This is a genomic window from Thermoleophilum album, assembly GCF_900108055.1.
Taxonomy (GTDB): Bacteria; Actinomycetota; Thermoleophilia; order Solirubrobacterales; family Thermoleophilaceae; genus Thermoleophilum; species Thermoleophilum album.
Window position 1 is genome coordinate 1 of the sequence record NZ_FNWJ01000003.1, and the last position, 16,074, is coordinate 16,074.

At 69.9% G+C, this 16,074-nt stretch carries 16 protein-coding genes; 8 read left to right on the forward strand and 8 right to left on the reverse strand.

Annotation, left to right across the window (positions count from 1 at the left end; translation table 11 throughout):
* The first annotated feature begins 105 nt into the window (after positions 1-105).
* Both BLW41_RS10375 and BLW41_RS10380 read left to right on the forward strand, forming a co-directional pair.
* A complete protein-coding gene (locus tag BLW41_RS10375; protein ID WP_093119015.1) occupies positions 106-900 on the forward strand; it encodes a hypothetical protein in 795 nt (264 codons plus the stop codon).
* A gap of 3 nt (positions 901-903) precedes the next feature.
* On the forward strand, positions 904-1,494 hold the full coding sequence (locus BLW41_RS10380; RefSeq protein ID WP_093119017.1) for a TetR/AcrR family transcriptional regulator: 591 nt from the start codon (positions 904-906) through the stop codon (positions 1,492-1,494).
* A gap of 1 nt (position 1,495) precedes the next feature.
* On the opposite strand, the gene BLW41_RS10385 is transcribed toward BLW41_RS10380, so the two are convergent.
* Genes BLW41_RS10385 through BLW41_RS10405 form a run of 5 tightly spaced genes read right to left on the reverse strand, consistent with a single transcriptional unit; the run spans position 1,496 to position 5,189 of the window.
* Positions 1,496-2,101: a CHAP domain-containing protein gene (locus tag BLW41_RS10385; RefSeq protein ID WP_093119019.1), complete on the reverse strand. Its 606-nt coding sequence runs from the start codon at positions 2,099-2,101 to the stop codon at positions 1,496-1,498.
* A gap of 51 nt (positions 2,102-2,152) precedes the next feature.
* Positions 2,153-3,028 (reverse strand): F510_1955 family glycosylhydrolase, encoded by an 876-nt coding sequence (locus BLW41_RS10390; RefSeq protein WP_093119021.1) that lies wholly within the window; start codon positions 3,026-3,028, stop codon positions 2,153-2,155.
* 52 nt (positions 3,029-3,080) lie between these two features.
* Positions 3,081-3,800 (reverse strand): hypothetical protein, encoded by a 720-nt coding sequence (locus BLW41_RS10395; RefSeq protein ID WP_143038714.1) that lies wholly within the window; start codon positions 3,798-3,800, stop codon positions 3,081-3,083.
* 31 nt (positions 3,801-3,831) lie between these two features.
* Entirely contained in the window at positions 3,832-4,545 is a 714-nt protein-coding gene (locus BLW41_RS10400; RefSeq protein ID WP_093119025.1) for a hypothetical protein, read from the reverse strand.
* Entirely contained in the window at positions 4,542-5,189 is a 648-nt protein-coding gene (locus tag BLW41_RS10405; protein ID WP_218138392.1) for an ABC transporter ATP-binding protein, read from the reverse strand. Before BLW41_RS10405 ends, BLW41_RS10400 begins: the two co-directional genes overlap by 4 nt.
* A gap of 131 nt (positions 5,190-5,320) precedes the next feature.
* On the opposite strand from BLW41_RS10405, the gene BLW41_RS10410 reads away from it, so the two are divergent.
* From BLW41_RS10410 to BLW41_RS10435, 6 genes are all read left to right on the forward strand, one after another.
* Positions 5,321-5,725 (forward strand): hypothetical protein, encoded by a 405-nt coding sequence (locus BLW41_RS10410; protein ID WP_093119027.1) that lies wholly within the window; start codon positions 5,321-5,323, stop codon positions 5,723-5,725.
* 39 nt (positions 5,726-5,764) lie between these two features.
* Complete coding sequence (locus BLW41_RS10415) at positions 5,765-6,073, forward strand: SHOCT domain-containing protein (protein ID WP_093119029.1); 309 nt, start codon at positions 5,765-5,767, stop codon at positions 6,071-6,073.
* Between the two features lie 99 nt (positions 6,074-6,172).
* The gene (locus BLW41_RS11530) at positions 6,173-6,358 is read left to right on the forward strand and encodes a metal-sensing transcriptional repressor (RefSeq protein ID WP_093119031.1); all 186 of its coding nucleotides are present in this window, start codon (positions 6,173-6,175) and stop codon (positions 6,356-6,358) included.
* 78 nt (positions 6,359-6,436) lie between these two features.
* Entirely contained in the window at positions 6,437-7,066 is a 630-nt protein-coding gene (locus BLW41_RS10425) for an LOG family protein (RefSeq protein WP_218138393.1), read from the forward strand.
* A complete protein-coding gene (locus BLW41_RS10430; RefSeq protein ID WP_143038715.1) occupies positions 7,035-7,706 on the forward strand; it encodes a DUF2238 domain-containing protein in 672 nt (223 codons plus the stop codon). The genes BLW41_RS10425 and BLW41_RS10430 overlap by 32 nt, the downstream gene beginning before the upstream one ends.
* Positions 7,707-7,848: 142 nt before the next feature.
* The gene (locus BLW41_RS10435; RefSeq protein ID WP_093119091.1) at positions 7,849-10,308 is read left to right on the forward strand and encodes a heavy metal translocating P-type ATPase; all 2,460 of its coding nucleotides are present in this window, start codon (positions 7,849-7,851) and stop codon (positions 10,306-10,308) included.
* A 233-nt stretch (positions 10,309-10,541) separates the two neighbouring features.
* Here BLW41_RS10435 and BLW41_RS10440 read toward each other — a convergent pair whose 3' ends face one another.
* The 3 genes from BLW41_RS10440 to BLW41_RS10450 are packed head-to-tail and all read right to left on the reverse strand — an operon-like array spanning position 10,542 to position 16,070.
* Positions 10,542-12,893, reverse strand: coding sequence for a glycoside hydrolase family 65 protein (locus BLW41_RS10440; RefSeq protein ID WP_093119036.1), 2,352 nt, complete (start codon positions 12,891-12,893; stop codon positions 10,542-10,544).
* Positions 12,890-13,636, reverse strand: coding sequence for a beta-phosphoglucomutase family hydrolase (locus BLW41_RS10445; RefSeq protein ID WP_218138394.1), 747 nt, complete (start codon positions 13,634-13,636; stop codon positions 12,890-12,892). Before BLW41_RS10445 ends, BLW41_RS10440 begins: the two co-directional genes overlap by 4 nt.
* Positions 13,637-13,643: 7 nt before the next feature.
* The gene (locus BLW41_RS10450; RefSeq protein ID WP_093119040.1) at positions 13,644-16,070 is read right to left on the reverse strand and encodes a phosphoketolase family protein; all 2,427 of its coding nucleotides are present in this window, start codon (positions 16,068-16,070) and stop codon (positions 13,644-13,646) included.
* Positions 16,071-16,074: the final 4 nt, after the last annotated feature.

Genomic DNA, 16,074 nt, shown 5'->3' on the forward strand with positions numbered 1-16,074 from the left:
GCAAACGGAGCGAGCGGCCGAATCCTGGAAATCCCGGATTAGCAGGGAAAACGCGGACCGGCCAGAAACGGCCGAAAACGCGATCACGGCTTCCCGAGCCCGCTCGTGCCGCTGCTCGTGTTCGCCGCGGTCGCGTTCGACTCGGCGTCGCGACGGAACTGGTCTGCGTCGGCGGTCGCTGCGGCGCTTGCCGTAGCGCTGTACGTGACGTACGTGCCGTACCTCAACTGGATCCGCTCCGATGTCCGCCTCGAGACGGCGGATGTCGTGCTCGGGCTCCCGCTTGCCTGGCTCGGTGGCGCGGCAGCGATCGCGGTGGCGAGCGGGAAGGTGTCGCTGCGCCTTCCTGGTCGTCGAGTTGCCGCGACGTCGGTCGTACTCCTCGTCGCGGCGATGCCGGCCGCCGCGCTCGCTCACGACCCCGGACAGGGTGAGGAGACCAGCAACGCGCGCGTCACCGCCACGGCCGCCGGACCGCGCGCTCAACTCCACGTCGACGTGGCGGAGTCGCCGAGGGGCTGCGGCGATCTCGAGCCGCGGCGGGCGGTCGCCCGCCGCGCCGGGGAGGTCACGTCCGGGCCGCTGCGCCGCACCGCCCGCTGCACGTATCGGGGCTCGGTGGCGCTTCCCGCGAGGGGGCGCTGGTTCGTATATGCCGAATTCCGCCGTGGTCGGGACCGACTCGAGACCTGGGTACCGGTCATCGCCGGGACCGCTTCGCCGCGAACGGAGCTGCGGTCGTTGTATGTCCCGCCCTCGGTGAGCTCGCCGCTCGTCAAGACGCTCAGCGGCATCGCCATGTACGGGGTCTTCCTGGCGATCGCGCTGAGGATCGGGAGCCTGTATCGCCGCGAGGCCGCCCGGCGGCTTGCGGGCTCGCGCGCCGCCGGGGCGGCGTGAGCGATGGGACGCCGGCCAATCGTCGACGACGCGCTCTACGCCGGGGCTCGAAGGGCCTTCGCCAAGTACGGCTTCCACGAGGCGACGCTCGAGCGGATCGCAGAGGAGGCCGGCGTCTCACGCGTGACGTTGCACCGGCGGGGGATCACCAAGCAGGGGCTCCTCGAGCAGCTCGCCGAGCGGGCGGCAGAGCAGTACCGCGCGGCGATGTGGCCGGCGCTCACCGCCTCCGGCAGTGGCGCCGACCGCCTCGAACGCGCCCTTGAGATCCTCTGCGAGCAGGCAGAGGCCAACCTCGACGTGCTGCTCGCGCTGGGAGCGCAGGCGAATGCTGAGGTCTTCCACGAGGAGGGGGACGAGGCGCTCACTCGCGCCCCGTTCACCGAGCCGCTCGAGCGGCTGCTGCGCGACGGCGCGGCAGACGGAACCCTCCGCGAGGTCGACCCGGTCGAGACCGCGACGGTGCTCTTCAACCTCGTCGGATGGGCGTACGTGCACTTGCGCGCGGAGCACCGCTGGGCGCCCGAGCGCGCGCGGCGGGCGACGCTCGACGTCGCCGTGAACGGGCTCAGGGCTGCGGGCTCGCGGCGGTAGCTCAGCTCATCCGCACAAACCCGACGGCATTCCCGCCGCCGCCCGGGTGCACGCGGCGTGCAACCTGGTCCGAGGAGTTGCCTTCGATGGTCTGGATGGACCCGTCCGGGCGGACGGACTCGACGATGCCCATGTGCTCGTCCCAGATGATCAGATCGCCTGGGCGCGGCGTCACGTTGGGCCCGGCAGGAGTCGCGCGCCCGTTCCGCTGCGCCCACGCCCACACGTCGTCGACTCGGGCGAAGCCCTGACCGCGGTCGCCGAGAGGCATGCCTGCCTCACGTGCCACCCAGGACGCGAAATACGCACACCACGGACCGATGGGTCCACCCGGGACGGCCGACCGGTACTCGGCGATCCGGGCCGAGTTGTTCGAGCCCCGCGGCTGTTCCGTCTGGCCGACCTCGGCCTGCGCCAGCGAGACCATGCGCTGGTTTCCTCCGCCGGGCAGTCCGGACGCAGCAGGCGCTTCGCCCGCCTGGCTGAGGGCCCTGGCGAACGATGTCGCGCCGGCGGAAGCAGGAGGCGGAGGCGCTGTCGGGGCGAGCGGCGGGGCGAACAGCCGGCTGATCTCGTCGATGCGAACAAGGGTCGAGTCGAGGCTCATCCCTACAGGTAGTCGGAGTTCTCGCCAGAAAGTTGAGCGGCCTCGGCTCGCTCAGCCCGCTGGTGCGAGGCGGACCGACCACGACCGTCCGCCGTCGACGGAGCGGACGATCGTCCCGTCGTGCAGGGCGGCGAAGAGTTCCCCGCCGGCCGCCTCGAAGGCCGCCGGCTCCCCTGGTATCTCGCCGACCCGCTGCCAGTGTGCGCCGCGATCGCGGCTTACCGCTACCGAACCGTCGGATGCCGCCCGGAAAAGCCTGTCGGCCGCCGGCCAGGCAAGCAACCCGGCGTCGCTGTCGATCCGCTGCCAGGAGCGGCCCTCATCGCCTGTTGCGTATAGCGCGTTCGCGCCACTGGCAATCGCTTTGGCCGGGTCGTCGGGGTCGAGAGCGAGCGAGGCGAGCGGCTGCGGCGTCCGTCGTTCACTCCACGTCCTTCCGCCATCCCGGCTGACCAGCAGCTGTTCCCGCCGCGTGCGGAAGTCCGACCCGAAACCCCAGACGCGATCGTCGAAGGCCTCGAGGACGTGGAAGTCCTTCTCGCCGAGTAGGGAGACGGGCTGCCAGGTCCCGCCGGCGTCGGTGGAGGCGATCAGGCCGAGGAATGGCGGCAGGTCCTCGCGGCCGTCCGGGTGGCCGGAGGCGAGGAAGCGGTCGGGTCCGACGACCGTGAAGCCCATCGTGTCCTGCCAGCGATCGCCGACGCGAGTGGCGCGCTCGGCTCCGTCGGGGAGCCGGAACAGCCCGGTGTGTGCCGCGATGTAGAGCGCATCGTCGCTCGGATTCACGCCGAGTCCGTGGACGTGAACCGGGCCAGGATCGCCGACCCTTGTAGACGCAGCCTCGGGGTCCGCATCGTCGCCGCCACACGCTCCGACCCACGCAGCGGTCAGGGCGAGGCACAACATGGCGGTGAGCCGACGAGCCATGTCGGCGATGTTAGCCGCGACTCGAGCGCCCCACACAACTTGTAGGACTCCGTCAGGCGACAGGGGCTACGGATCGGCGAAGCGCATACGCGACGACCGCGCCGATGCCGATCGACCAGACGACGCTCAGCGCGAGGGGGCCGGTCGCCTCGAACCCTGCCGCCAACGCACCGTCGACCATGACCCGCGACGGCGCATACCCTGGCAGCAGCGTCGCCCACCATTCCGGACTGCCGTCGCCGAACATCGGGTTCTGGGCGATGCCGAGGTCGGTCAACGGGAAGAAGAGCATCAAGTAGGTCGCTGCGACCTTGTCGAGGATCGCGCCGCTCAACGCGCCGAGCCCCGCGTAGATCAGGCCGATCAGGAGCGTCGCGGCGCCGAACGGCAGCCACGACTCGGGCTCGAACGCCATCGCGGTGACGCCGAGCGAGACGCCGACGACCAGCGCGGTGGTCGCTGCGAGCACGCTGAGGCGGGCGACGATCGTCTCACCCGGCCGGTACCCGGCGATCACGAGGCGGCGGTCCCCTTGGAGCGCTGCATGCATGACGAACACCCCGCAGAGCGCAGCGACGAAGGCGATCGCCTGGCCTGCCATGACCGCGCCGTGGATGTCCTTCATCGTCGTGACGAACGAGAGATCGCCGGGGAGGCCGATGCGGCGGGGAGTCTCCTCGGTCGTGGCGATGCTTCGGAGGACCGCATAGGCGGGGACGACGACGAGCAGGATCAGCAGCAACGGCCGGCGGCCCTCGTCGCGAAACGCCATTCCGGTAGCTGCTCGGACGCGCCCGGTCATCTCAGACGCGCGAGCGGGCCGACAACCAGAACGCCGTCACGGCCACCACCAGAGCCCCGAAGCTGATCGCACCTACGGCGAGCCACGCGTCTCCCGGCGAGCCGCGGCCCCCGCCCGCAGCGATCAGGAGGTCCGCTGCCTCGCGGGTGGGCGTGAGCAGGAATGAACTCCTGTCGCTCGTCATCGCCGGGCCCGAGAAGACGTCAACCACGAAGACCAGCACGACGAGCAGCGACCCCTCGAGCGGCCCGGAGACGAGCGCGCCGACGAGCGCGCCGACGCCGATGTAGATAGCCGCGAACGCGAAGACGGCGACAGCGGCGTGCGCCGGATGCTCGATCCCGCTCTCGAGCCAGAGCGTCCCGAGCGCGACCGCGCTCACGGTGACGCCGAGCGTCAGCGAGGCGGCGAGCCTCGCCGCCGCGACGCGCCACGGACCCAGGCCGGCCAATGCCAGCCGACGATCGGCGCCACGGGAAGAGGCCAACTCGAAGAACGCGAGGCTGCCGGACAAGAACGCAGCAGCCCATCCCGCGCTGATGGCTGTCGCCGCACGCTCGGCGAGCGTGCCGCCGAGCGCGCGCGCGAAGTCCCCGAGGACGCTCGCGAAGATCAGCACGAACAGCGCCGGAATCGCGACGAGGAGCGTGAGCGTGAGCGGTGCCCGGAGGTGCTCCCGCGCGAAGGCGGAACCGACCGCGGTGAACGCGCTCACTCGACCGTCCTCCCGTCGACCAGCGTGTAGACGCGATCGAGCCGCTCCCGCTCGGCCAGGAAGTGCGAGACGATCAGGATGCCCATGCCCACATCACGGCGCTGTTCGGCGATGTCCCAGAACCGTAGGTACGTCTCCCAGTCGAAGCCGGCATACGGTTCGTCCAGCAGGAGCAGGTCTGGCTCGTGCATCAATGCGAGCGCCAGGTTGAGCTTCTGGCGCGTGCCGCCGGAGAGCTCCTCGACGCGGTATCCGCGGTAGCGTCCGAACCGCAGATCCTCGAGCAGTGGCACTACGGCGCGCTCGCGGTCCTCCAGGCCCAGGCCGTAGGCGTGGGCAAACAGCGCGAAGTGCTCGTCGACCGTGAGCTTGTCCCAGAGCATCGGCAGCTGCGGGCAGTACCCGAGCCGCCCAGGCCGCTCAACGGTCCCGCCGTCGCGGCGGAGCAGGCCGACGATGATCTGGAGCAGCGTGCTCTTGCCGGAGCCGTTCTCGCCGACCAGCCCGACGAGCTCGCCCGAGCGCACGTCGAAGCTGGCGCCTTTGAGCACCTCGGTCGTGCGCCGGAAGGGCCGGATCCCGCGCCGGAACGACTTCGTCACGTCGCGTACACGCAATACCGTGCCAGGCGGCCGCTCCTCCATCGCCTCAGCGTAAGCAAGCCACTCCACCGTGCGGTCGAGAGCCAGCCCGTTCGCTACGCGGGGGAGATACGGATGAACGACGCACGACGCGATCCTACGATGTGTCGGAATGGAGGCTACGATGTGTCGGAATGGAGGCGACGAACTACACCCGTCCGTTGCCCAGCCTGCGCATTGCGGGGCGCCGTGTCTGGGTTGCGGTGTCGGCAGCGGCGGCCGCGGTGCTCGGGGCACTCCCACACCTCCTCCACCACGTCGGCCCGCTCGCCGGTGCTGCGCTGTTCGCGGGGGCCGGTGGGACGTTCCTGTTCGGGGCGCTCGGCTTCCTGGCGGCGATCCCGTTCCTCCTGCGCCTGCGCCGCCATTGCGGCGGGTGGAAGGTGCCAGGGCTCGCGCTCGCAGCGATGGTCGTCACCTTCGCGGTGTCGACGCTCGTCATCGGTCCGGCGCTCGCGGGCGATGACGCCGACGAGCGGCCCCCCGCTTCAGCGCCATCCGAGCCGGCGGAACCGACCGGGCACGAGGCGCATCACTAGGACGAGCCGCCGACGAATGAGCGAAGGGAGTTGAGACTGATGCAGACAGGTGAACTCGGCGGCGCTGTTGCGATGGTGATCGCCGACTGGGACGGCCACCACGGTTGGGACGACGGATGTTGGATCGTGATGGGAATCGGCATGATCGTCTTCTGGGCGCTCGTGATCCTCGGCATCGTCTGGGCCGTTCGGACGCTGTCCAGCGGACAGGGCAGCGCAGCATCGAACCGGCCGGAGCCGACGGCGATCGAGGTGCTCGAGCGGCGACTCGCCGAGGGCGAGATCTCGGTCGAGGAGTACGAACAGCGCCGGGACGTGCTCACGCGTGATGCCTCTAAAGCCTCCTAGCGAGACTGCCGACACTCAAGTGCGATCCGCGCACGCGATCGACACTCGCTTGCGCTGCCGTCTCGCGCGCATCGAGGGTCAGTGCATGGAATTGCGCGGATGGTCGACGACGGCCGTCCGACCCGGGATGTCGTCACGCAGATCCGCGCCGTGGGCGCCGCGCTCGACGCCGTCGGCTTGAGCCTGGTCGAACGAGACGCTCGTCAGCGCTTCGAGGACTCGGCGACGAGCCCCGAGGCGGTCGATGCGCTCGTCGCCGACCTCGCGCATCTCATGGGGCGATAGACCGACGCTTCGATGCTCGACGACGAGCTCTTATGTGCCGGATGGAAGGGCGTCGACCCCGAGCGGCTTGCGAGGATCGTGTCCGAGCTCGAGCGCGGCTTCGCGGCGTTGGCGGGTGTCGAGCGCGGGGTGTCGATCTTCGGGTCCGCGCGGACGCCGGCCGACCACCCCACCTACGTGCTCGCTCGCGAGACCGCGGCGTGCCTGGGGCGTGCCGGCTTCGCCGTCATCACGGGCGGTGGCCCGGGGATCATGGAAGCCGCGAACCGCGGCGCCCGGGATACCGGCGCGCTTTCCATCGGGCTGAACATCGACTTGCCGTACGAGCAACGCCTGAACGACTACGTCGATCTCGGACTCAACTTCCGCTATTTCTTCGTCCGCAAGCTGCTGTTCGTCCGCTATGCGCAGGCATTCGTCATCTTCCCCGGCGGCTTCGGGACGCTCGACGAGATGTTCGAGGCCCTCACGCTCATGCAGACGGGACGGATCCGCCACTTCCCCTTGATCCTGGTGGGTTCCGGTCGCTGGGCCGCCTTGCTCGACTGGATCCGGGGCGATCTCGTGACCAACGGCCTGATCGGCGCGCTCGACCCCGACCTCATCCAGGTCACCGAGGACCCGCGCGAGGTGTGCTCGATCGTCGAGGCGGCATGCCGCCGTCAGCAGCAGCGCTATGGCGGGAACGGGATTGCCGACGAACTCTGAACTGTCACGAGGCTCGCAAGGCCTCCACCGGTTGCGCAAGGCGCTGTTCGGCGACTGGCATCCGCTGTTGCGCGATCCGCTCGACCTGTTGCGGCTGTCGTTCGCCGGTGCGGCCGTGGCCTTCGGCCTGGCCGGCAGCTTCGAGTACTCGGTGCGCCTGACCGGGACCTTCCTGCTCGTCCTTGCGGCGCAACGCCTGCGGCTGCCCCGCCTGTTCGACCTGCTCTTCATCGTGGGGATGTGGCTACAGGCATGGGGAAATGCCCTGCGGCTCTTCGAGAACATCGACTGGTGGGACAACCTCGTGCACCTCTTCGTCCCGTTCTCGAGCGTTCCCGTCCTCTACGTCCTGCTCGTGCGCCTGGGGCTGGTTCACCATGAGATCACCGACGAGGGCCACCCGGCGCGCCATCACGTCGGCCTGGCGATCTTCGCCGTCGCCATCGGACTCTCGATCGGCGCGATCTACGAGGTCTACGAGTACGTGGCCAGTCGCTGGCTGAACGCGCCGATCGAGATCGGCTACTCGGACACGATCTTCGACCTCGTCCTCGACACGCTCGGTGCGCTCGCAGGCGGGATCCTGCTCATGCTGTGGGCCGCTGGGCGCCGCGGCACCGAACGTGAGCAGCTTGCCTAGCGCCGTTCAGGATCGTCTGGCAGAGTCCGACGTGTTGTAGGATCGACAGTACGGCTAGCGGGTGTCTGCCGGTTTCGCGGCTAGCGGGTGTCTGCCGGTTTCGCCAGGCAGCCGCGTGGAACGCGACGACAGGAGCCTCGTCATGGAGCCGAAGGAACACGCAACCGCGGTGCTCGATGTCCGCCCGATGCTGCGGGGATCCGAGAAGGTCACCGTCGAGGCGGTCTTGGGGCGCGTGGACGGCGTGGAAACGGTCGAGGCAAATCCGGTGGCCCAGACGGCCAGCGTGACCTACGATCCACACCGCGTTTCGCTCGCGGACCTGCGCCGGGTCGTCGAGGAGTGTGGCTATCACTGCGCGGGCCAGTCGGTGCCGTCGCACATCTGTGATCCCGAGGCGGAACCCGACCCGATCCAGGGGGACGGAGCGGTGGTGACGACGCCCACTGAGGAGCGGGCCAAGCCCGAGGCGCACGCCGGCCATCGTGGCCACGGCGAGGCGGCGACACTGCGCTCGCCGGACGAGGTGATGGGTCACGGCGGTCATGGCGCGATGTCGATGGAGGAGATGGTCGCCGACATGCGCAACCGCTTCCTCGTCGCGGCGCTGCTGGCAATCCCGATCGTGGTCTGGTCGCCGATCGGGCATGACGTCTTCGGCATCGATATCGGCGTGCCCTTCGGGCTGCGTGAAGACGTCTGGGCGCTGCTGCTGAGTCTCCCGGTGATCTTCTACTCGTGCTCGATCTTCTTCTCGGGCGCTGTGCGTGCGCTCAAGGCGCGCACGCTCGACATGATGGTCCTGGTCGCGGTGGCGGTCGGCGCCGGGTGGCTGTACTCGCTCGTTGTCACGCTGACCGGCGGCGGCGAGGTGTTCTACGAGGCGGCGGTCGTACTCGCCGCGTTCGTCCTGCTGGGCCATTGGTTCGAGATGCGCGCCCGCGGCGGAGCCAACGACGCGGTGCGGACATTGCTCGACCTCGCTCCGCCGAAGGCGCTGGTGATCCGCGACGGCGCGACCGTCGAGGTGCCGACGTCCGAGGTCGTCGCCGGCGACCTGCTGCTCGTCCGGCCTGGGTCGAAGATCGCCGTGGATGGCGTAGTCGAGGACGGCGAGAGCGAAGTCGACGAGTCGATGGTGACCGGCGAGAGCCTGCCGGTCCACAAGGCGCCGGGCGACGAGGTCATCGGAGGGACGATCAACGAGAACGGGACGTTGCAGGTCCGTGCGACGAAGATCGGCGCGGACACCGCGCTGGCGCAGATCGTCAAGCTCGTCCAGGAGGCCCAGAACTCCAAGGCGCCGGGACAGAAGCTGGCGGATCGGGCGGCGTTCTGGCTCGTCTTCGTCGCGCTCCTTGGCGGGGCGGCCACGTTCGCCGCCTGGATGCTTTTCAGCGACCGCCCGGCGGCCGACGCCGTGCTGTTCGCGATCACCGTCGTCGTGATCACCTGCCCTGACGCGCTTGGGCTGGCGACGCCGACGGCGATCATGATCGGCACCGGCCTCGGCGCCAAGCGCGGGATACTGTTCAAGAACGCGATCGCGCTCGAGACGTCCGCGCACATCGACACGGTGGTGATGGACAAGACCGGGACGCTGACCAAGGGCGAGCCGGAGGTCACCGACATCGTCGCCGACGGCTTGGACGAGCGTGAGCTGCTGCGATTGGTGGCCGCCGTGGAGCGCTTGTCCGAGCATCCGCTGGCTGACGCGATCGTGCGCCGATCCGACGAGGCCGGTGTGCCCGAGGTCCCGGCGTCGGACTTCCAGAACGTCCCCGGGCACGGCGCGATCGCGACCGTCGACGGACACCGCGTCGCGGTCGGCAACCGGCGGTTGATGACCGACCAAGGCGTCGATCTCGGCGAGCTCGGGGCGCGGCGTGATGAGTTCGCGGCCGGAGGCCGGACGGCGGTGATGGTCGCCGTCGACGGGCGAGCGGCGGGCGTCATCGCGCTAGCCGACGCCGCGCGGCCGACCTCGGTGCAGGCAGTAGCCGCGCTGCACGATGCCGGCGTGGAGGTCGTCATGCTCAGCGGCGACAACCAGGCGACGGCGGAGCGGATCGCCAGCCAGCTGGGGATCGACACGGTCATCGCGGAGGTTCTGCCCGGCGACAAGGCCGCCAAGATCGCCGAGCTCCAGCAGGCGGGACGCAAGGTGGCGATGGTCGGCGACGGCGTCAACGACGCCCCGGCGCTCGCCCAGGCAGATCTGGGCATCGCGATCGGTGCCGGGACGGACGTCGCGATCGAGACGGCCGATGTCGTGCTCATGCGCTCCGATCCGCTGGACGTCGCCACGGCGATGGCGATCGGCCGGGGGACGCTGCGCAAGGAGCGGCAGAACCTCGCGTGGGCGGTCGGCTACAACACGATCGCGCTGCCGATCGCGGCCGGCGTCTTCGAGCCTTCACTCGGACTCGTGCTGCGGCCGGAGATCGCGGCGCTCTCGATGTCGGGCTCGAGCCTGATCGTCGCCGTCAACGCCCTCCTGCTCAAGCGCCTACGCGTCCCGTCGCCCCAGCCCGGAGACGAGGAACCGCCTGCCGCCGAGCCGCCACGTCCCGTGCGCGAGCAGGTCGAGCCGGCCACATGACCGGATGCCGTTCGCAGCGCGAGCGGCGGCGGTCCTCAGGCGCGGCCGGCGGGTCGTACCACGAGACGGCCGTAGAGCACGCCCCGCTGGCAGCTCATCGGGTAGCTGCCCGAGCGGCCGTAGCTCGACGCCGACATCCTCGAACGTAGAGCGGTTCTGAAGGTTCGGCGAAGGCCCTTCGCCGATCTCGTGAAAGCACAGCTGCGCGACGGCGTCGCGGAGCCGGCGGCATCTCAGGAAAGCGAGGTCGGCCGGCGGCGCTCCGGCGCGCGGCCGGGGGGCTGGCGCAGCGTCGGTGCGGGCTTGGCGGGTGCAATCCGCGCGGCCGCCGGTTGCCCCGGCCGCACCTGAAGCACGTCGCCCCAGTGGGTGACCTCGATGGCGTCGCCGCTCTCGATCGCATAGGGCGCGTCGCTCGGCGTGATCTCGACACGCAATCGTCGCCCGCGATACGTCAACGGGAAGGCCAGCCGTGGGATGCCGTCGGGCAGGCGCGGCGCGAACGACAGGCGGTCGGCATCCTCGCGCAGCCCGGCGAGGCCGTTGATCACAGCGGCCCAACCCCCGGCGAGTGCGGCGAGGTGGAGGCCGTCGGCGGTGTTGCGGGCGGTGTCGTGATGGTCGAGGAGGATCGCCTCCGCGAGATAGTCATAGGCGAGCTGCACATCGCCGACCTCGGCGGCCATGACCGCCTGCGTGCCGGCCGCCAGGGAGGAGTCGCGGACGGTCAGCGCCTCGTAGTAGGCGAAGTTGCGACGCTTCTGCTCGTCGGTGAACGCGTCGCCGCGGACCGTCATCGCCAGCACGAGATCGGGCTGCTTGATCACCTGCCGGCGGTAGAGCTCGAAGTACGGGACATGCAACAGCAGCGGGCACTGCTCGGGCGCGACCGCCGCGAAGTCGAACGGGGCGTGGCGCGTGAAGTCCTCGTCTTGGAGATGGATGTTGAGCTCGGGGTCGTACGGGATCGTCATCGCATCGGCGGCGCGGCGCCACGCGACGACCTCTCCGGGCTCCACTCCGAGTGCCTCCGAGCCGAGCCGGTCGACGAGCGCGGCGGCCGCTCGGAGGTTGGCCTGCGCCATGAGGTTGGTGTAGAGGTTGTTGTCGACGAGCGTCGAGTATTCGTCGGGTCCGGTGACGCCGTCGATCGAGAACCGCCCGCCGCGACGGTCGTCGTGGTATCCCAGGCTGGCCCACATCCGTGCGATCTCGACGAGCAGTGGCGCGGCGACCTCGCGCTCGAAGCGCTCGTCGCCGCTCACCGCGGCGTGCCGCGCTGCGGCATGCGCGATCGCCGCGTTGACGTGAAATGCGGCGGTGCCCGCCGGGAGATAGCCGGAGCATTCCTCGCCGCCGATCGTCCGCCACGCGAACGCGGCGCCGCGCAATCCGAGCCGGCGCGCCTTCGCCTTTGCCTTCGGAAGCGTCGAGGCCCGCCAGCGCAGCGCGTTCTCGGCGTGGTCTGGAGCGCAATAGCTCAGCGCCGGCAGCACGAACATCTCGGTGTCCCAGAACGTGTGTCCGCTGTAACCGGGCCCCGTCAAGCCCTTCGCGGGTATCGCGTGGCCTTCGGCGCACGCCGCGTTCTGGTGGAGTTGGAAGAGCGCGTACCGCAACGCGTGCTGGACCTCGGCGTCGCCCTCGAGCTCGATATCGGCGTGGGCCCAGACATCGTCGAGCGCAGCGTGCTGCATCGCAGCGAGCCGCTCGAATCCGAGCGCGCGACCGACATCGAGGCTCCGCCGCACGGTGGCGAGCAGCGTCCCGGGCTCGGCATCGGGCGCCCCGTGATAGGCGAGCAGCTTCGCGAGCCGGATCGGGCGCCGCGCCTCCGCGGTGCCCGTCAAGGTCCACCGCGCCAGCGAGCCGTCCGCTTCGATCGTCTCGGCGAACCCGTCACCCGCGATCAACTCGTGGTCCATGCCGGCCGCGACGACGTGACCGCTGCGTCGTGTCTGATGGGCGAGGAGCGCCCGCCGGCGCTCGTGCTCGCTGCAGCGGGCGACGAGCGTGTCGGCCGGCAGGACGGCGCCCTCGCGGGGGTCGTCGGTTGCCCGCCTCGCGAGAGCCCGCACGGCGAGATCCGACGCGACGGTTAGCCGCAGCGGGCGTCCGATCGCCTCGGCCTCGTAGGCGATCCCCGCGATCTCGGGCCGCGCGAGAGAGACCAGCCGCCTGCTGCGAACGGCGATCTCGTGGCCGCCCGGCGAGCGCCAGCGCAGCGTGCGCACCAGCATGCCCGCCCGCAGGTCGAGCACGCGCTCGTGCTCGAGAAGCGTGCCTGTCCGCAGATCCAGCGGCTCGCCCTCGACGAACAGTGCGATGCGCGTGCCGTCAGTGACGTTGACGAGGACCTGATCGATCTCAGGGTCGCCGGCGCCGCGCTCGGCGTAGGGGATCGGCCGCGTCTCGAAGAATCCGGCGAGGTAGGTACCCGGGAGCGCAGCAGGCGCACCTTCGTCGAGCGTGCCCCTGATGCCGAGATGGCCGTTGCTCAGCGACAGCATCGTCTCGCTGTGCGCGGCGTCGTCCGGCGGCCAGCCGGTTTCGCGGTGGACCCACGGCTCGAGCTGCGGCCTCATCTCTCGCTGAGGAGCTCGGCGAGATCGTCGACGACGATGTCGGCGCCTGTAGCGCGCAACTCCGCGCCGCGGCCCACGCGGTCGACGCCGACGACGAGCCCGAAGGCGCCAGCACGACCGGCGGCGACGCCGGCCAGCGCATCCTCGAAGACGGCCGCGTCCGCCGGCTCGACCCCAAGTCGGCGTGCGGCCTCGAGGAAGACGTCAGGGGCGGGCTTGCCGGCGAGTCCGAGCGTGTGCGCGACTGTGCTGTCCACGGTGGCAGCGAACATGTGTGCCAGTCCGGCAGCGTCAACCACGGCGGTCGCATTCTCGCTCGACGTCACGAGCGCGCATGCCAGCCCGGCGTCTCGCGCGGCGGCCAGGAACCGCACGGAGCCCTCGTAGGCCTTCACGCCGTCGCTTGCGATCAGCGCGCGTACCAGCTCGTTCTTACGCCTGGCCAGGCCGTGGACGGTCTCTGCTGATGCGGCGTCCTCGGGGGTTCCCTCCGGAAGCGTGATCCCGCGTGCGTCAAGAAAGGCACGGACCCCGTCGACGCGCGGCCGGCCGTCGACGTATTCGCCGTAGTCGCGATCCGCGTCGAAAGGTCGCGCCAACTCGCCTGCACCGCGCCGGCGCAGGAACGCGTCGAAGGTCTGCTTCCAGGCCGCTGCATGCACCTCCGCTGTGCGCGTCAGTACTCCGTCGAGGTCGAACAAGCACGCGGTGATGCGCGCGGGGAGCCGCAAGTGTGCGCTCACGGCGCTCCTATCCGGGGAGGCCGCGGACGGGCTCGGGCTCGGGCGCGGCTCGGTCCTCGGCCGGCCAGGTCCAGTCTCGCACGTCTGGCATGTCGTCACCCACATCCCGGGTGTATGCCCGGTGGCGGAGACGCTCGTCGGCCATCTGCTGGCGCACGTGCGCCGCACGTGCGCCGAGGCCGGGGACGCGGTCGATCACGTCGATGACGAGGTGGAAGCGATCCATGTCGTTGAGCATCACCATGTCGAATGGCGTCGTCGTGGTGCCCTCCTCCTTGTAACCGCGCACGTGGAGGTTGGGGTGGTTGGTGCGCCGGTACGTCAGGCGGTGGATCAGCCAGGGGTAGCCGTGGTAGGCGAAGATCACCGGCCGGTCGGCCGTGAAGAGCGCGTCGAACTCGGCGTCGGGGAGGCCGTGCGGGTGCTCGCGTGCGTCTTGGAGGCGCATCAGGTCGACGACGTTGACGACGCGGACCTTGACGTCGGGCAGGACGTCACGCAGGATCGCGGCCGCCGAGACGGTCTCGAGGGTCGGGATGTCGCCCGCGCACGCGAGCACGACGTCAGGCGCCTGTCCGCCGTCGTTGCTTGCCCACTCCCACGTGCCGATCCCACGGGTGCAGTGCGCGATCGCTTCGTCCATCGTCAGGTAGTTGAGCGACGGCTGTTTGCCCGCGACGATCACGTTGACGTAGTTCCGGCTGCGCAGGCAGTGGTCGGCGACAGAGAGCAGGCAGTTCGCGTCGGGCGGGAGGTAGACCCGGATGATCTCGGCCTTCTTGTTGACGACGTGGTCGATGAAGCCCGGGTCCTGGTGCGAGAAGCCGTTGTGGTCCTGGCGCCAGACGTGAGACGTGAGCAGGTAGTTCAGCGAGGCGATCGGGCGACGCCAGGGGATCTCGCGTGTCACCTTCAGCCACTTCGCGTGCTGGTTGAACATCGCGTCGACGATGTGGATGAACGCCTCGTAGCAGTTGAAGATGCCGTGGCGCCCGGTGAGCAGATACCCCTCCAGCCAGCCTTCACAAAGGTGCTCCGACAGCACCTCGACGACACGCCCGGACGGCGCGAGATGGTCGTCGGTCACAAGGCGCGGAGCATTCCACTGGCGGTCGGTGGTCTCGAAAACCGCTCCGAGGCGGTTCGAGACGGTCTCGTCGGGGCCGAAGATCCGGAACCGGTCGTCGTTGCTCGCTACCACATCGCGGAGGAAGCCGCCGAGCACGCGGGTGGCCTCACTTGACGTCGTCGCCGGCGCTTTGAGGTCGACCGCGTAGTCGCGGAAGTCGGGCCGGTCGAGATCCCGCAACAGCAGCCCGCCGTTGGCGTGCGGGTTGGCGCCCATCCGCCGGTCGCCCTCGGGCGCCAGCGCGGTGATCTCAGGTCGCACGGCGCCGCTCTCGTCGAACAACTCCTCAGGCTTGTACGAGCGGAGCCAATCCTCGAGCTGGGCGAGGTGCTCCGGTCGCTTGGCGAGGTCGGCGAGCGGTACCTGGTGCGAGCGGAACGAGCCCTCGGCCGGCCGTCCGTCGACCTCCTTCGGACCTGTCCAGCCCTTCGGCGTGACGAGGACGATCATCGGCCACCGGACTCGCGCGGCTTCGTGCCCCGCGCGGGCTTCAGCTTGGATACGCCGGATTTCGCACACCGCCTCGTCGAGCGCGGTGGCCATCGTCTGGTGGACGTCGGACGGTTCCGAGCCCTCCACGAACCACGGCCGGTGTCCGAAGCCCTCGAGCAGGGCTCGTAGTTCGTCGCGAGGGATGCGTGCGAGGACGGTGGGGTTGGCGATCTTGTAGCCGTTCAGATGCAGCACCGGCAGGACGGCACCGTCACGGGCGGGGTCGACGAACTTGTTGGCCTGCCAGCCGGCGGCGAGCGGCCCGGTCTCGGCCTCGCCATCGCCGACGACGCAGCACACCAGCAGGTCGGGGTTGTCGAACGCCGCGCCGTAGGCGTGGATCAGCGAGTAGCCGAGCTCGCCGCCCTCGTTGATCGAGCCGGGGGTCTCGGGTGCGACATGGCTGGGGATGCCGCCGGGGAACGAGAACTGGCGGAACAGGTGGCGTAGCCCCTCCTCGTCGTGGCTGATGTGGGGATAGACCTCGCTGTAGGTGCCTTCCAGGTAGGTACTCGCCACGAGCGCCGGCCCCCCATGTCCCGGCCCGGTGACATAGATCGCGTCCAGGTCGTGACGCTTGATCGCCCGGTTCAGGTGTGCGTAGACGAAGTTGAGCCCGGGCGTGGTGCCCCAGTGGCCGAGCAGCCGTGGCTTGATGTGCTCGATGCGCAGCGGCTCGCGGAGGAGCGGGTTGTCGAGCAGGTAGATCTGCCCGACCGAGAGGTAGTTGGCCGCGCGCCACCAGCCATCGACGCGGCGGAGTTCCTCGTCGGTGAGAGCGGCGGAAGGAGAACTGGGCTCGAACTCGTTCATCTCA

Excerpts from the sequence above, each read along its gene's own strand:
- BLW41_RS10380 (WP_093119017.1), top strand. The coding sequence starts at position 904 with ATGGGACGCCGGCCAATCGTCGACGACGCGCTCTACGCCGGGGCTCGA.
- BLW41_RS10385 (WP_093119019.1), bottom strand. The coding sequence starts at position 2,101 with ATGAGCCTCGACTCGACCCTTGTTCGCATCGACGAGATCAGCCGGCTG.
- BLW41_RS10390 (WP_093119021.1), bottom strand. The coding sequence starts at position 3,028 with ATGGCTCGTCGGCTCACCGCCATGTTGTGCCTCGCCCTGACCGCTGCG.
- BLW41_RS10395 (WP_143038714.1), bottom strand. The coding sequence starts at position 3,800 with ATGGCGTTTCGCGACGAGGGCCGCCGGCCGTTGCTGCTGATCCTGCTC.
- BLW41_RS10405 (WP_218138392.1), bottom strand. The coding sequence starts at position 5,189 with ATGGAGGAGCGGCCGCCTGGCACGGTATTGCGTGTACGCGACGTGACG.
- BLW41_RS10410 (WP_093119027.1), top strand. The coding sequence starts at position 5,321 with ATGGAGGCGACGAACTACACCCGTCCGTTGCCCAGCCTGCGCATTGCG.
- BLW41_RS10415 (WP_093119029.1), top strand. The coding sequence starts at position 5,765 with ATGCAGACAGGTGAACTCGGCGGCGCTGTTGCGATGGTGATCGCCGAC.
- BLW41_RS11530 (WP_093119031.1), top strand. The coding sequence starts at position 6,173 with ATGGTCGACGACGGCCGTCCGACCCGGGATGTCGTCACGCAGATCCGC.
- BLW41_RS10430 (WP_143038715.1), top strand. The coding sequence starts at position 7,035 with ATGGCGGGAACGGGATTGCCGACGAACTCTGAACTGTCACGAGGCTCG.
- BLW41_RS10435 (WP_093119091.1), top strand. The coding sequence starts at position 7,849 with ATGGAGCCGAAGGAACACGCAACCGCGGTGCTCGATGTCCGCCCGATG.
- BLW41_RS10440 (WP_093119036.1), bottom strand. The coding sequence starts at position 12,893 with ATGAGGCCGCAGCTCGAGCCGTGGGTCCACCGCGAAACCGGCTGGCCG.
- BLW41_RS10450 (WP_093119040.1), bottom strand. The coding sequence starts at position 16,070 with ATGAACGAGTTCGAGCCCAGTTCTCCTTCCGCCGCTCTCACCGACGAG.